This is a genomic window from Asticcacaulis benevestitus DSM 16100 = ATCC BAA-896 (assembly GCF_000376105.1).
Classification (GTDB): Bacteria; Pseudomonadota; Alphaproteobacteria; order Caulobacterales; family Caulobacteraceae; genus Asticcacaulis; species Asticcacaulis benevestitus.
Genome location: NZ_AQWM01000005.1, coordinates 73,252 through 88,522, shown reverse-complemented (window position 1 = coordinate 88,522; position 15,271 = coordinate 73,252). Strand labels below are relative to the sequence as shown.

Sequence of the window (15,271 nt, the reverse complement as noted above, 5' to 3'; positions counted from 1 at the left end):
CACCTTGGCGCCCTTAAGACAGGGGAGCCGGGGCATGGATAGAAGATATGTGATGGCGGGGGCTTTAAGCCTCTTCGCGATGGGGCTTTCCGAAGAGGCTTTGGCCAAGCTGGGTTTGTCCGACAAGGATGCCCAGAGCGGCCTGCGCCAGATTTTGAAACAGGGCACCGAAGCCGCCGTGACGCGATTGTCGCAGACCAACGGCTACTGGAACGATTCCGCAGTGCGTATCCCCCTGCCGAAGACCTTGGCGCAGACTCAAAAGCTGCTCAAGCCGATCGGTCAGTCCAGTGTGCTCGATGATCTGCACCTGCGCATGAACCGCGCGGCCGAAACCGCGGCGCCGGTGGCCAAGGGGTTGTTCGTCGATGCCATCCAGTCGATGACGATCAAGGACGCGGTCGGCATTGTCAAAGGCGGCAACACCTCCGGCACCGACTATCTCAAAAAGACGACCACGCCGCGCCTGACCACGGCCTTTACGCCGCCGATGCAGAGCGCCATGCAGGCGACCGGCGCCGTTGATTATTTCGACCGAGCCATCCGCCGCAACAATCTGCAGAGCTATTTCAAGACCGACGCCAAGACCTATCTGGGGGATTATGCCGTTGGCCTCGCCCTGCAGGGCCTGTTTCATTATGTCGGCACGGAAGAGGTCGCCATCCGCCGCGATCCGGCCAAGCGCACGACGGATATTCTGAAGACGCTGTTCGGTTGAAACCCTTTAAGTCTTCATGCGTCTAGGCGACGAGAACCTCGACATCCGCCTTCACCTTTTCGGACGCTTCGGCGACGTTTTGGAAGGTGTGGTTGATGTGGCCCAGGCTGTCATTGATCTGGCCGATCGCCGAAACGGCCGACTGCATGTTGGCGGTGATCTCGTTGGTCACGGCATCCTGCTGTTCGATGGCGCCGGCCACCGAGGTGACGTTATCGAGCACATCGTTCATCGAGGTCGAGATCAGGGTGAGGGCTTCGACCACCTCGCCGGTGACCGACTGCATGGTGGCGATCTCGGCGGCGATGGTCTTGGTCGAGGCCGCGGCCTGATTGGCCAGGTTCTTCACTTCCGAAGCGACGACCGCGAAGCCCTTGCCAGCCTCGCCTGCGCGGGCGGATTCGATGGTGGCGTTGAGCGCCAGCAGGTTGATCTGGCCGGCGATGTTCTGGATCAGGGTGACGATGTTGTTCATCGCTGCCGCCGATTTATCGAGCGAAGCAGCTGATTGATTGGCATTTTCAGCATGGCGGAATACGCCCTGCACACTGTTGCGTGCATTACCCATGCTGTTGGAAATTTCGCGCACACTCTGGCTCAACTCTTCCGATGCGGCGGCCACCGAATTGATGATCGCGCCGGTTTCCGATGAGGCGGTGGTGGCCGATGACGTCATCTGCGTTGCTTCGGTCATTTGCGTCATAACGCTGCCGAGGTCGCTGTTGATGGTGTTGCCAAGGTTCTCGTTGCGCATGCGCTTGCGCACCGCCTCGGTGGTGTCGATGGCGAACTTGACCACCTTCACAACGGTGCCGGTATCATCGAGGATTGGGTTGTAGGTGGCCTGGATATAGACTTCGCGGCCACCTTTGCCGATACGTTTATACTCCGCCGCCTGAAACTTGCCGGCGCGCAGGTCGTCCCAGAAACGACGATAGTCGGCGGAGGCAGCATAGGCCGGCTCGCAGAGCTGGCTGTGTGGTCGTCCCCTGATCTCGTCGATACGGTAGCCCAGCACATTGAGGAAATTCTCGTTGGCGGCGATGACCTCGCCCTGCGGCGTGAATTCGATGACCGCCTGCGAGCGTTGCAGGGCGTCGATCTTACCGCGCTGGTCGATCTCGGTCATCTTCGCCGCGGTGATATCCGAGGCGAACTTAATCACCTTGATAACCCGGCCGGTCATATCGCGGATCGGATTATAGGTGGCCTGCAACCAGACGACCTTGCCGTCTTTACCGAAGCGCTTGAACACACTGGACTGGAAGCGGCCTTCGTTGAGATCGCTCCAGAAGCGGCGATAATCGTCGCTGGCGGCGTAGGCTTTGTCGCAAAACAGGTTGTGTGACTTGCCGGCGATCTCATCGAGCCGATAGCCCATGGCCTCCAGGAAGTTCGCATTGGCGGTCAGAATTTCGCCCTTCGGCGTAAATTCGATGACGGCTTGCGAGGCGCTCAAGGCGGCGACAATGCCCTTAACGTCGGTAGCGGCCTGTTTGGAGAAAAACATGATCCCTGGTTCCTGGGAACATTGTCCCTGTATTTTATGATGGCGTCAGCCTTGTGAGACGTTTTTTTGTATACGCGTTACGGTTAACAAGCTGTTAGCGGGTGAGACTTTCACGCGTAATAACTGTTGAAATTTCAACAACTTGAGCGGTCGTTTTAGAATCGGCATGTCTTCACACGGGAAAAATATAACTTCGTTCTTCAAGGCTGGCTGGATGGTTTCCGCAAGGTGAGGCGCAAGATTCCGTTTCCCAAGTCGACCTCTTCAGGTTAACCTTCACGTAAAGCGGGGCTAACCCGCGCAAATGACAGATTAAGGGAAACGTGACATGCTGGGTCTGATGATGGATGCGCCTTTGCTCATCCCCTCCATCCTTGATTATGCGTCGAGATATCATCCGAACACAGAGATCGTGTCGCGCAATGAAGACCACAGCCTGCATCGCTACACCTATGCCGAAGCGGCGGTGCGCACGCGCAAGCTGGCCAATGCGCTGAAGACGCTGGGGCTTAAGCCCGGTGATCGCGTGGCCACCCTGGCGTGGAACAATTACCGTCATTTCGAACTCTATTTCGGTGTGCCCGGCGCCGGAATGGTGTGCCATACGGTCAATCCACGGCTGTTCAGGGAGCAGATCGAGTTCATCATCAACGATGCGCAGGATCAGTACATCTTCACCGATCCCTGTTTTGCGCCGTTGGTCGAGGCCATGATCATCAACCTGCCCTCGGTCAAGGGCGTGGTGGTGATGGGTAGCCGCGAGCAGATGCCGGGCAATATTCTGCATCGCGCCCTGTGCTACGAAGACCTGATCGCGCCGGAATCACCGGTGCACGCATGGGAGCAGTTTGACGAGAAGACGGCTTCGGGCCTTTGCTACACCTCCGGCACGACCGGCCATCCGAAAGGTGTGCTCTATAGCCACCGCTCGACCGTGCTGCACGCCCTGGCGATCAATCAGCCCGGCATGTTTGGCTTTGGGCCGAACGAGACCGTCCTGCCGGTGGTGCCGATGTTCCACGTCAACGCCTGGTGCGTGCCCTATGCGGCGCCGCTCGTGGGCGCGCGGTTGGTCTTGCCGGGGCCGCGTCTTGATGGTGCCGGCCTGCTGGAGGTGATACGCGGTGAGGGTGTCACCGTTTCGGCCGGGGTGCCGACCATATGGATGAACCTGCTCAATTTCTGCGATGAGCACCAGCAGTCGGTGGCGCCGATGCGCCGCGTCGTGGTCGGCGGGGCCGCCTGTCCGCAAGCCCTGATTGAGCGCTTCGCCGCCCACAAGGCGCTGGCCATTCAGGGCTGGGGTATGACGGAAACCTCGCCGCTTGGTTCGGTGAGCGTGCTTGATGCGCGCCACGAAACCCTAAGCGAAGAGGCGCGCATGGGGCTGATGCTCAAGCAGGGGCGTAGCCCGTACGGCATTGAAATGCGTATCACCGATGCCGAGGGCAGGGCGCTGCCATGGGATGGCAAGGCGCGCGGCGAGCTTGAGGTGCGCGGTCCGTGGGTGATCTCGGCCTATTACAATCTCGACGACGACAGCCAGTTCACTAAGGACGGCTGGTTCCGCACCGGCGATATTTCGACCATTGATCCGGATGGATTCATGAGCATTGTCGATCGCGTCAAGGATGTCATCAAGACCGGCGGCGAGTGGATCAGCTCTATCGAACTGGAAAACCTGGCGCTGCAGCATCCGAGCGTGCGTGAGGCCGCCGTCATCGCCCGCGCGGATGCCAAGTGGAGCGAACGCCCGCGCTATATTCTGGCCCTGCATCCCGGCAAGACGATCACCGGTGCGGAATTGCGCGCCACCATCGAGCCGTTCGTGGCGCGATGGTGGATTCCGGAGGATTTCATCGTGGTGGATGAGATTCCCCATAGCGCGACGGGCAAGATTCTGAAAACCGAACTGCGGGAGAAATTCGGCGCCGAGCAGCATCCTGACGCGCAAAAGATGTAGTACGCTATTTCAACGGCAGAAAAAGTTCCACGATCACGTCATGCGATGACCTGTCCGGAGCGAATGAGAAGTGCCGCTGACAATAGATCGGAAAGTCACGCGCCTCCTCGCCACTGGCGGGCAGCCAGTCGCGATAAAGATAAAGCGCGGCGGGCTCCAGGTTGTGGGTATTTTGCACGACGCGCAACACCGCGCAGCGTCCACCGGGGATCACACCGGCCTTCATGATATCGTCGTCAGGGTCGATCGGCAGATTCGTCCCGACACACAGATCCATGCTGTAATCGGCCGGGTTCGCGGGGGTTCTCTCCGAACGGAAAACGTTGAAGGTCGGGCTCGTTTCAGGTGACAAGCCGGTGGCCTTGCGCCAGGCAATGAACCGCTGGATGGTCTCTTCGAGAGTGGCCCGGTCACCGCGATGCTCCAAAATCGCTACGGGCGTGGGGGGAACATCCCGGATCAGGACGTCGTTGTGGTCATAGGTGATCGGCATAAGCTTGCTCCTGGCGTTGTCGAGAGGCCCGAAGGCCGATAGCCACGGCGCCCAGTCGGGCGATTTCCGGAAGGACGATGGCGATTGCCCGAACCTTTGCCGAAAGGCGCGAGCGAAGGCGTCCGGTGCATCGTAACCGGCGTCCATCGCTATATCCGTGATGCTTTGGCCGTCCATGTTCGCCAACTGGTGCGAAGCGCGTTTCATGCGGGCAAGCTGGACATAGCGATGCACGGACAACCCGAAGGTTGAGGTGAACTGCCGGTGAAAATGGAACTTTGAGAAGGCCGCGACGCCGCTCAAGCTTTCCAGGTCCAGATCACCGTCAAGATGCTGGTCTATGTAGTCCAGCACCCGCTGCATCCGGGCATGGTAGTTGTGAAGCACCGCCGTCATCGTCTTGTCTCCGTGGCGGAACCATCTAGCCGCACAAGCTTATAACACGCTCGACCGATCTTGCGCTTTGGCGATCAAGTCAAGGCGCGTGAAGACGCAGATTTCAGGCGCGCTTCGCCGTCGCCAGATCGAGATAGGGCAGCACATCACATTCCGGCATCGGACGGGCAAAATAATAGCCCTGCACCCTGCGGCAGCCGAGTTCCATCAAGGTGGCCAGTTGCGCCTCTGTCTCGACGCCTTCGATGATGCACTCCAGGTCCATGTCAGCGCACAGGGCTGTCAGAGATTTGACGATCTTGAGACTGACTGGATTGGTGTTGATGTCGGTGACGAAGCTCCGATCGACCTTGATCTTGTCGAGCGGCAGGCTGTGGACGTGGCTCAGCGACGAATAGCCGGTGCCGAAGTCATCGAGCGAAATGCCGACACCCAGTGCCTTGAAGGTGGTGACGGCGGCGCGTGCCTGGACGAAGTCATGCGACACCGAGGTCTCGGTGATTTCGAAATCGAGGCGCTTGGGGTTAATGCCGGAGCGATTAATCAGGGCGATGATCTGAACGACACTCTCCGAATCGGACAGGTCGTGCGCCGACAGATTGAACGACATTCGCATATCAGCCGGCCATGTCTTCAACGCCGCCAGCGCTTTTTTCAGCAGGGTACGGGTCACGCGGCGGATCAGACCGGCGCGTTCGGCCACGGGGATAAACTGATCAGGGCCGACAAAACCGAGCGTTGGGCTATGCCAGCGCGCCAGAGCCTCAAACGCAATGGTCTCGCCCGTCGTCGTATCGACTATCGGCTGATAGATCATGGACAGCTCGGCGTCGAGATCTGCGTTTTGCAGGGTGCGTTCGATGATGCCGTGACTGCGTATCTCTTCTTCATGTTCCTCCGAAAACACGACCATATCGCCGCGATGATGACGCTTGGCATGGTAAAGGGCATAGTCGGCGCGTTCAAAAAGCACGTCAGGCGTATCGGCCGATTGCGGATAAAAGGCGACACCGATCGAGCAACCGAGCTGTACGCTCGAACTGCCGATGCTGAAGGGCAGGCGGAGCAGGCCCGTGATGCTGTCAGAGAGCGCCTGCAGGTCTTCCGGTGCGGGATTGCGGCTGGCGATGAAGCCGAACTCATCGCCGCCGAGACGGGCCAGGATGAGGTCGTCAGCGCAGGCCTGTCGAATACGCTGCGCCGCTTCCACCAGTACGCGGTCGCCGGTGGTGTGGCCGTAGGTGTCGTTAATGGGTTTGAAGCCATCGAGGTCGATGATGCCGATCGCAAAGCCGCGACCATCGATCAAAGCGCTGGCGTATTGCCGCTCAAGTTCCGCGAAGAACAGGCGGCGGTTGGCCAGTTGGGTCAGGCTGTCGAGATTGGCAATACGGAAGTTTTCATCGCTGAGACGGTGCGTTTCGCCGCGCGACGCCACCAGCCGCGCAAAGTCACGCGAATAGATCATCAATACGGTGATCATGGCGGCGCAGACAAAGGTGAGATTAAGCGCCATGGCCTTCAGACTGATTTGCGGCTGCATCAGGAAGAAGGTGATATAGGGGATGTTAACGACCAGCGTCACCGAGATGGCGGCCGAGCGCAGGTGCATCAGGCAGAAGATGCAGCCGATGACGGTAACTGCCATGTAGAAGGAAACATGCGCATGTGCGTAGGCATCGCCATAGTCATATAGACTAAGGGCCCAGGCCGTGAAGCCTGCGGCGATGATGATGGCCAGCTTGTTGGTGCGGCGCAATTGATGCAGCACATTGTCATCGTCCAGTTCGGTCCTGGATTGTCGCGCCCAATGTATCAGGCGCGCCACGCAAAGCACGCAGAGCATGGCAGGTATGTAAATGCCAAGCCATGGTGGCGCCAGAGGGGCGTAGGTAAAGGCGACGGCGATCGTGTTGATAGAGAGGAGGACATAAAGCAGAGGGATTTGCTTGGTGAAGGCGCTGTATTGCGCGCGCGCCAGTTCCATATTGTCGGTCGGCACGCGAAACAATGCGAACAGCGCCGTGGCCGCAGATTTAAGATGGCCAATCTTTAAAGACGAGATTTTCAACAACAACGCTATACCATGCTCCGGAAGCTCCGAAGTCCCTGCACCGCCTGATGCGGCTTATGACAGCTCAAGGTAGCATCGTTATATGTATAATCAGTTAGTATAGGGTCACATGGGTTTCAGGCGAATCGGCGCCGGAGCGTTGCAGATATCGACCGCGCCGGCCGAACGCACAAAAAACGCACCCGAACGGTTGGCGCGCGCCTTGACCCACGCCGAGAAGCTCTGGCTGTCGCTATCCATCACCTGATAAGCCGGACGTTCTGCCATGGGCAGGTCGGAGGCCATTTTCGTCGAGACGATCCTTATACGCTGGCTGTCGTCCTTGTAGAAGCCAAGCTCCTCTGTACCGCGCGGACGGTTGGTGAGGAATTCCATGCCGCCGACCACGCGCCCGACCACGGCGAGATTGCGATCAAGATGACGCGGCGCGTGGCCGATCACTGTATAGAGCTGCGTGCCGGAGCCGGTGTCGGGCGCTACGTCGCGCGCCACGCCGATCATGCCGTAACAATGGATCAGCCAGTTCGTCTTGCCATCACTGGCCACTGGCCAGGATTTGATATGGCCGACCTTTTCGGCATAGGCATCGCGGTAGGGCAGGGCCTTGAAGGCGCCGGGCGCGGCGAACTCATATTCGGCCGGCGGGGTGGCATTGATGCCCTTGGCCTCGGTCTTGTCGTCATCGGCCCGACCCCACTGGACGACATAGGCGTCCTGCACGCGGATGATCGAGGCACCGTCGAAATAGCCCGAACGCACAAGCTGGCGGATATTGGCGACGTGCACGGGCGCGAACGCGCTGGCAAGCTGATAGCTGACCTTGGAGCCATCGGCCAGCGTCATGATCACCAGATCGTCGGACTGTACATCGGTCCAGGCACTGGCGGGGGCGGCGTCGAGCACCTCCTGCGGCGAGGCCTGCGTGGCGCTTCCCTGTTGGGTGATCGGGGCGGCGCCCATAAGTAACAGAGCGGCGGTGCCGGTCAGAAGAAGACGCTTGATCATGAAAGGCTCCGGAGATGTTTCACAAGAGACTACGCGCCCGAAACAGGCGCGCAAGCAAAATTCTTTTTAACCACGTCTCTTCACCGCGTTTTCGCATCCCGTCTGTAAGATGACACCCTAAACAGATGGAGTTTCGCCTTGTCCCGCGCCCGTAACATGACCTTCATGATCCGCACCTGCCTTGTGGTTCTGACCGTAACCATAGGTGTTCTGGTGTTTGGGCCTTTCAGCGGGCTCGAACAAAAGGTCGGCTTCACTGACAAGGAAGCCCATGCGCTGGCCTTCTACGCCCTGACGGTGGTGGCGTTGCTGGCCCTGCCGAAGATCCGCAAGTGGGATGTGGCCCTGGCCTGTCTGGCGCTTGGTGGTCTAGTCGAGGTGGTTCAGGCTATGGTGGGCCGTGATGGCAATATCGCCGACTGGCTGGCGGACGCGCTGGGCGTGGCACTCGTGATGGCGCCTTTGGTCATGCTGTCGCTGCGCCGCTCGATGCAGGGCCAGCGCCCATCGCGTCGTCGCACCGATCGCGTCGGTTCGCATGCTGATAGGCCTGCGCGCAAGGTTTAGGCAAACGCCAGACGCTATTTCCTCGCCTTGGGCGCGGCCTTGCGGGTGCGGACGGGCTTGCCGGGCGCAGCTTCAATCACATCCAGATCCTGCCCGCTGATAGCGGCATCGAAACCGCCGGGATCATCTGGCTGCGGTACAGGATTGACCTTGCCGACAGCCGGCTTTTGCGCGGCGCGGATAAACGGCATCGACGGCACATAGCGCGACGCCATATCCGGCACTTCCGCCAGGCCCTTTTCACCGCGTTCATAACGCGGATGGGCGAGGGTGGCGTTACGGGCATAGGTCAGGATCAGGTCGCTCCAGTCAGAAGCGCTATAGGCGAATGCCTTGCCTTCGGCATCAATATCCGACCATTCGGGTTCACCCTTGGCCATGGCGGCCTGCGCCACCCAGGTGCGGGCTGAGTCCATGTCGGCCAGGGCCTGCGCACCACGCGCCATAAGGCCGGCGATACGCTTGGTCAGCTTGTCCTCAGTGGCGTCTTCGGCCAGGGCCGCTATGGCAGCGGTGATCTCGGGGCGGGCGGCATTAAGCAAGGCGCGTTCGAGCTGGAGGATGCGGCTTTCGCGGTGTTTCGGATTGCGGTCGACCAGCCCGATCAGGCGGCGTGCGCGCTCCTTCGGCGTTTCGCTCGACACCAGATCGCGGTAGGTCAGCCAGATGGCCGGGTGCGGATGGGCACCCCAGGCGGCTTCGAGCACATCCTCGGCGCGGCCAAGCTTCTTGGCGCGGGTCAAAAGGCGGGCGGCGATCAGCGCGGCGGGGGTAAAGCCGGGCTGCAGCTTGGCGGCGCGCTGGGCGTAATCGAGCGCCTGATCACGCACGGTGGCGTCTTCTGAGGCTTCGAGGCGGGCTGCGGACGCGGCCATCAGCGAGGCCTTGGCGCGTTCGGAGAAGATCGGCGAGATCAGCTTGCGGTTCAGCGCGCTTTCGATCAGGTCGAGCGCCTCCGCCCATTCACCGGCCTCAAGACGGGCCTCGAACAGGGTCTCAAAGGCCCACATGGTCGGGCGCGGCTGGTTATAGGCCTCGGTGGCAAGCTTGACCGCTTCGGCCTTTTCGCCCTGACTTTTCGCCAGTTGCATCAGGCCTTTGAGGCCGGCCAGCTTGAGTTCGGGCACATTGAGCATGGCGCTGTAGGCGGTTTTGGTAGCGACGTCATCACCGGCTTCTTCGGCGGCCATGGCGCTTAATATCCGTACCAGCACGATATTATCACACAGATCGAGCGCCTTGGCGGCGTGACGGCGGGCTTCATTGCCATCACCGCTGGCCACGCTCAGGAAACCGCGGGTCAGGGTTTCGTCACCCTGTTTGCGGCGGGTGGCGGCACGGGCGCGCTCGGCGCGTTGCGGCGAACGCGACAGCCACAAAGCGACGTTCCAGAAGGTGACGGCGCAGAAGGCCAGCACGCCGATGATAATGACGGCCGCCGCCGCCGAGGTATCGACGCGGTAGCTGAGCCAGTTCAGGCTGGCCGTGCCGGCGTCCGAAATACCGGCGATCGTCAGGGCAACCAGCGTGGTGATGCCGAGCAGGATCAGAAACGAACGGATCAAAGCACGCCTCCGTTGCGCAAGGGGGTATCGGTCGCGGTCGTCTGGCTCAGGCGATTGAGCGCGCTTTCCGAGATATGGCGCGTGATGTCATCGACCAGCACACGGGCGCGGGCCTGATCGATCCACGGCGAAAGCGCTTTTTGAGCGGCCGGCGACAGGGTGTTGAGATAGGCGACGGCGCCCTTGAGGTCGCCGTTGTTCAGCCGGATTTCGGCGCGTTGCAGAATGGCGTCAGCCCCTTGTCCCTTGATGTCATCTGTGCGGCGGATGGAGATAAAGCCACCAAGCGCATGTCTCAGTTGGCTAAAGAGGTCGTCCTTGCCGTCATCGGCCTGAACGGCGCTGTTGGCGCGGGCCGCCACGGCGGGGAATTTGACCGCCAGGGTGACTTCGCTCGGCACGCCCTTTTCGGCGTAGGGACGCAAGGCCGTCACCAGGCTTGGATCATCAATGCCGGCTTCGACCACGGCCAGTTCCGACAGGAAGGGCTGTTCGGTGCGGGCGGCCTGCTGCAGGGTGCGGGCGGCAAAGGCAGAGGCCGCCGCCTTGGCCAGCGCCTGCTGGTTGGCCTCGACGCGATCGAGACGCGCTGAAAGCTGGGAGAGGGCGGTTGGATCGGCGGTATAGAGCGGTTGAGCAGGTGCCGTGGCCTCAGCGGGATGAAGCTGGCCTTGCAGGGCGGCGATCTGGCTTTGCAGGGCGGCAATCTGAGCGTCTTTCTGCGGATCGGAGGCCGCCACAGCCGGTGCGCTGGCGGCGGGCGTCGCTGTTGCTACGATCGCCCTGGAATCCTGAGACATTTTGAACGCGACCGCCGCTATGACGATGGCGATCATGATAACCAGTGGGGCCGCGAACAGCAGGAACACGCGCGTCATTTTCGCGGCGTCCTTGCGATGCGCGTCTTCCGCTGCAAACTCCTGGTCGAGAGTTTCACCTGAGAGTGTGGAATCAAGTGGTTCGCTCATGATCTGCCCTACGTTACGTCTGTCATCACATCCAGCATGGCACCTTCGGTCGGGGTGGCGGCGATGCGCCGGTTCAGGCCCGCTTCAAGCGCGTCCCTGATCTCCGGTGCAGCACTGTCGCGCAAGCCGCGCTTCACACCCTGCCATGCCGCTTCAGAAATACAGATAAAGGTGATCTTGGGAAAGCAAAGTTTATCGTGATAGGCAATTAGCGCCTCGGCGATGGCGCGGCCGGCCTTGGGTGACTGGACCAGAATAAAGCGCATGCGCTCCAGATCGGCGGGCGTAAAGCGCGGCAAGACGTATTGCGTCTCATAGACCGCGACTTCGCTGATCCGGAAGCCTTCGGCTTGCAGGGTTTCGCTCATGGCCGAGGCCGGTTCGCGTGGCGCGGCATAGAGCAGGCGTGTGCGCTTGTCGGCCTCGCCACGGATGCGGTCGGTCAGGGTATGGACATTGCCGCCGGCCGAGATCACGCGCTGGAACTTCTTTTCGCGGGCGGCGTCGGCGGTGGATTCGCCGACGCACCAGACGGTGAGCGCACGGCGGCTGCATAGCGCGCTAAAGGCATTGAGGCCATTGCGGCTGGTGATGATCAGAGCATCGAAGCTGTGTGGATCGATGATCGGCTTGAGCGGCTGGATCTTGAGCACAGGTGCCACAAAGGTGGCAAAGCCCTTGGCCTCGATGGCGCGGGCCGTCCGTCGTGCCCCCTCTGGCGTGCGGGTAACCCAAACGAGTGGCGTGGCTGATTTTGTCACTTCAGCCGCCAATCTGAATGAGGTCGGGGCCCGCTTCGGCCTTGATCTCTTCGCCGAGGCGCAGGCCCAGGTCACGCGCGGTCTGGCTGGTCGGGTGTTTCAGGATGCCGCGCCTTTGCCAGCGTGTCTTGCCATCGGCGCTGAGGGCCTCGACGAACAGGTGCATCTCGTCGCCGCTGATCGTGGCATAGGCCCCGACCGCCGTTCGGCACGAGGCTTCGAGCGCTTCCAGTGCGCCGCGCTCGGCGTGAATAAGCAGGTACGTCTCTTCGTGGTGCAGGGCCAGCAGCCACGGCTTGTCCAGATCTTCGGTGCGGCACTGGATGGCCAGCGCGCCCTGGCCGGGGGCCGAGGCGTACAGATCGGCGTCGATATAGGACTTGATGTGGTGCGACAGGCCGAGCCGGTTCAGACCGGCAGACGCCAGCAACAGGGCGTCACACAGGCCGTCTTCGAGCTTTTTCAGGCGCGTATCGACATTGCCGCGCACCATGACGATGTCAAGATCGGGGCGCTGGTTCAGCGCTTGCGCCTGTCGGCGCAGACTGGCCGTGCCGAGCTTCGCGCCGTGCGGCAGGTCGGCGAGGCTGGTATATTTGGGGCTCAGGAAGGCGTCGCGCGGGTCTTCGCGCACGGGGATGGCGCCCAGCGACAGGCCGGGAATCTCGGCCGCCGGCATATCCTTCAGCGAATGGACAGCCAGATCGATGTCGCCGCGCAAAAGGGCGTCCTCGATCTCCTTGGTGAAGAGTTGCTTGCCGCCGGCTTCGATCAGGCGTCGATCCTGGATGCGGTCTCCGGCGGTGGAAATGATGACCAGAGGCGCGATGTCATCGGCTCTTGCCGGGTCATCGCCCATCGCGGCGACGATCTGTCTTTGCACCCAGCCGCACTGGGTCAGGGCCAGTTTTGATCCGCGTGTACCTATTTTCAGTTTGCTCATAAGCGGTTCCTACCACTTTATCGCCGCCATTCAATGCAAAACACTTGACGTGCGACTATATGACGGGGTGTTAAGAGCCACTATGACACCAGACATAACCGTATTGGGTATCGAATCGAGTTGCGACGAAACCGCCGTGGCCGTGGTGCGCCGCGATGACGCGGGCACGCATGTCCTCTCTTCGGTGATCCACTCGCAGGTGATGCAGCACAAGGCCTATGGCGGCGTGGTGCCCGAAATCGCCGCACGCAGCCACGTCGAAACCATCGATGATCTCGCCCGTCAGGCGCTGGAAGACGCCGGCCATCCGCCGCTTGATCTGGTGGCCGCCACTTCCGGCCCCGGTCTGATCGGCGGCGTTATGGTCGGGCTGTCGTTCGCCAAGGGTTTCGCCCTGGCGCGCGGTTTGCCGCTCATCGGCATCAACCACCTCGAAGGTCATGCGCTCTCCGCCCGCCTGACCGAAGACGTCGCGTTCCCCTTCCTGCTGCTGTTGATCTCCGGCGGCCATTGCCAGCTTCTGAGCGTCAAGGGGGTCGGCGACTATGAACGCCTCGGCACCACGATCGACGATGCCGCCGGCGAGGCCTTCGACAAGATAGCCAAGGTGCTGGGTCTCGGCTATCCCGGCGGCCCGGCGCTTGAGGCCTGCGCGAAAACCGGCGACGCCGCGCGCTTCACCCTGCCGCGCGCCCTGCTGGGCCGCAAGGACTGTGATTTTTCCTTTTCGGGGCTCAAGACCGCCGCTGCCATGATCGCCTACGAGCACGTCAAGACCGAGCAGGACCGCGCCGATCTGTGTGCGGGTGTGCAGGCGGCCATCGCCCGCCAACTGGTCGAGCGCTCCGAACGCGCCATGAAGCTTTTCCGCGAACAGACTGATGTTGCCGATCCCGCCTTCGTGGTGGCCGGCGGTGTAGCGGCCAATCAGGCGCTGCGCACAGCCCTGACGGCCATCGCGCAAAAGCACGGTTTCACACTGAAAGCACCACCGCTGAAATACTGCACCGATAATGCAGCCATGATCGCCCTGGCGGGTCTTGAACATTATCAAAAGCTGGGCAAAGGTGCGCTCCCCGATACAGCCTCGGGCATGAGCACGATCGCGCGGCCACGCTGGCCACTCGATGAGGTCAGCGCCGCCAACGCGCCGATCCATAAATATTCCGGCCGCAAGGGAGCGAAAGCGTGACGGTTCAGACATTTAAAAAGGTCGGCGTGATCGGCGCCGGTGCCTGGGGCACGGCTCTGGCGCAGGTCTCGACGCTCGGCGGCAATCAGGTTCTGCTGCACGCCCGTGAAGCCGAGGTGGTCGCCTCGGTCAACAACAGCCGCGAAAACAGCCTTTATCTCGGTGGTGTGACGCTCTCCGCCGATATCACTGCCACCACCGATCTGGCCGATCTGGCGGAATGCGACCTGATTCTGGCCGTGCCGCCGGCGCAGCATATGCGCGCCACGCTCACCGCCTTCAAACCCTATGTCCGCGCCGGCCTGCCGATCGTCCTGTGCGCCAAGGGGGTCGAACGCGGCACCGACTGCCTGATGACCGAGGTTCTGGAAGCCGTCCTGCCCGAAGCCGTCGCCGGTGTACTGGCCGGTCCGAACTTCGCCCGCGAAGTGGCGCAAGGCCTGCCGTCGGCGGTTACCATCGCCTGCGCGGACGCAGCCCTGGGCGCGCGCATTGCCGCAACACTCGCCGGTCCGACCTTCCGTCCCTATAAATCGACCGACCTGATCGGCGCCGAAGCCGGTGGCGCCATCAAGAACGTTATCGCCATCGCCTGCGGCATCGCCGAGGGCAAGGGGCTGGGGCGTAACGCCCACGCCGCCCTGATCACACGCGGTTTCGCCGAGATGTCGCGCATGGCCATGGCGCTGGGCGCGCGTTTCGAGACCATGTCGGGCCTGTGCGGACTGGGCGATTTGGTCCTGACCTGCTCGTCGCCGCAATCGCGCAATATGAGCGTAGGGCTGGCGCTGGGGCAGGGGCAGACGCTCGAAGAAGCCCTGGCCGGCAAGGTATCGGTTGCCGAAGGCGTACAGTCCGCGCCGGCTGTGGTCGATCTTGGCCGCAAGTTCGAGACGGAACTGCCGATCTGCGAAGCGGTCAATGCGGTGCTGAGCGGCGATATGTGCGTCGCCACCGCTATCGACGCTCTGTTGTCGCGCCCGTTGAAGTCCGAACGAGCGTAAAACACACCATAAATCGTATACAATCACAAAATGTTGCAACGCAATATTCCATGATGACAGCGTTGTCATTGTGAGTCACTATGTGAGCGCTACCATCGTTCCAGATGGAGCT

The 15,271-nt window shown here is 61.4% G+C and carries 13 protein-coding genes; 5 read left to right on the top strand and 8 right to left on the bottom strand.

All coding sequences use genetic code 11. The features are described from left to right. The first annotated feature begins 34 nt into the window (after positions 1-34). Complete coding sequence (locus tag B060_RS0108815) at positions 35-718, top strand: DUF4197 domain-containing protein (protein WP_155847567.1); 684 nt, start codon at positions 35-37, stop codon at positions 716-718. Positions 719-740: 22 nt separating this feature from the next. Here the strand turns inward: B060_RS0108815 and B060_RS0108810 are convergent, their stop codons facing one another. Continuing rightward, positions 741-2,228 carry a methyl-accepting chemotaxis protein gene (locus tag B060_RS0108810; RefSeq protein WP_018081410.1) on the bottom strand — a complete coding sequence of 496 codons (1,488 nt, stop codon included), beginning with the start codon at positions 2,226-2,228 and terminating at the stop codon, positions 741-743. Between the two features lie 328 nt (positions 2,229-2,556). On the opposite strand from B060_RS0108810, the gene B060_RS0108805 reads away from it, so the two are divergent. Beyond that, on the top strand, positions 2,557-4,191 hold the full coding sequence (locus B060_RS0108805; RefSeq protein WP_018081409.1) for a long-chain fatty acid--CoA ligase: 1,635 nt from the start codon (positions 2,557-2,559) through the stop codon (positions 4,189-4,191). A gap of 4 nt (positions 4,192-4,195) precedes the next feature. Here B060_RS0108805 and B060_RS0108800 read toward each other — a convergent pair whose 3' ends face one another. From B060_RS0108800 to B060_RS0108790, 3 genes are all read right to left on the bottom strand, one after another. Continuing rightward, the gene (locus B060_RS0108800; RefSeq protein WP_018081408.1) at positions 4,196-5,080 is read right to left on the bottom strand and encodes an AraC family transcriptional regulator; all 885 of its coding nucleotides are present in this window, start codon (positions 5,078-5,080) and stop codon (positions 4,196-4,198) included. 103 nt (positions 5,081-5,183) lie between these two features. Continuing rightward, positions 5,184-7,151, bottom strand: coding sequence for a putative bifunctional diguanylate cyclase/phosphodiesterase (locus B060_RS0108795; RefSeq protein WP_018081407.1), 1,968 nt, complete (start codon positions 7,149-7,151; stop codon positions 5,184-5,186). A gap of 108 nt (positions 7,152-7,259) precedes the next feature. Next, entirely contained in the window at positions 7,260-8,159 is a 900-nt protein-coding gene (locus B060_RS0108790; RefSeq protein ID WP_018081406.1) for a peptidylprolyl isomerase, read from the bottom strand. A 138-nt stretch (positions 8,160-8,297) separates the two neighbouring features. Between B060_RS0108790 and B060_RS0108785 the strand changes: the two genes are divergently transcribed. Further along, on the top strand, positions 8,298-8,726 hold the full coding sequence (locus B060_RS0108785; RefSeq protein WP_155847568.1) for a VanZ family protein: 429 nt from the start codon (positions 8,298-8,300) through the stop codon (positions 8,724-8,726). 14 nt (positions 8,727-8,740) lie between these two features. On the opposite strand, the gene B060_RS0108780 is transcribed toward B060_RS0108785, so the two are convergent. The 4 genes from B060_RS0108780 to hemC are packed head-to-tail and all read right to left on the bottom strand — an operon-like array spanning position 8,741 to position 12,963. Further along, positions 8,741-10,291, bottom strand: a complete 1,551-nt coding sequence (locus B060_RS0108780) for a heme biosynthesis protein HemY (protein ID WP_018081404.1) — start codon at positions 10,289-10,291, stop codon at positions 8,741-8,743. Next, on the bottom strand, positions 10,288-11,259 hold the full coding sequence (locus B060_RS0108775; RefSeq protein WP_018081403.1) for a COG4223 family protein: 972 nt from the start codon (positions 11,257-11,259) through the stop codon (positions 10,288-10,290). The genes B060_RS0108780 and B060_RS0108775 overlap by 4 nt, the downstream gene beginning before the upstream one ends. 8 nt (positions 11,260-11,267) lie before the next feature. After that, on the bottom strand, positions 11,268-12,020 hold the full coding sequence (locus tag B060_RS0108770) for a uroporphyrinogen-III synthase (protein ID WP_155847569.1): 753 nt from the start codon (positions 12,018-12,020) through the stop codon (positions 11,268-11,270). 1 nt (position 12,021) lies between these two features. Further along, complete coding sequence (gene hemC / locus B060_RS0108765; protein WP_018081401.1) at positions 12,022-12,963, bottom strand: hydroxymethylbilane synthase; 942 nt, start codon at positions 12,961-12,963, stop codon at positions 12,022-12,024. An 82-nt stretch (positions 12,964-13,045) separates the two neighbouring features. Between hemC and tsaD the strand changes: the two genes are divergently transcribed. Together tsaD and B060_RS0108755 are read left to right on the top strand one after the other, a co-directional pair. After that, complete coding sequence (gene tsaD, locus B060_RS0108760) at positions 13,046-14,155, top strand: tRNA (adenosine(37)-N6)-threonylcarbamoyltransferase complex transferase subunit TsaD (RefSeq protein WP_026172709.1); 1,110 nt, start codon at positions 13,046-13,048, stop codon at positions 14,153-14,155. Next, positions 14,152-15,159, top strand: coding sequence for an NAD(P)H-dependent glycerol-3-phosphate dehydrogenase (locus B060_RS0108755; RefSeq protein ID WP_018081399.1), 1,008 nt, complete (start codon positions 14,152-14,154; stop codon positions 15,157-15,159). The genes tsaD and B060_RS0108755 overlap by 4 nt, the downstream gene beginning before the upstream one ends. Positions 15,160-15,271 lie beyond the last annotated feature (112 nt).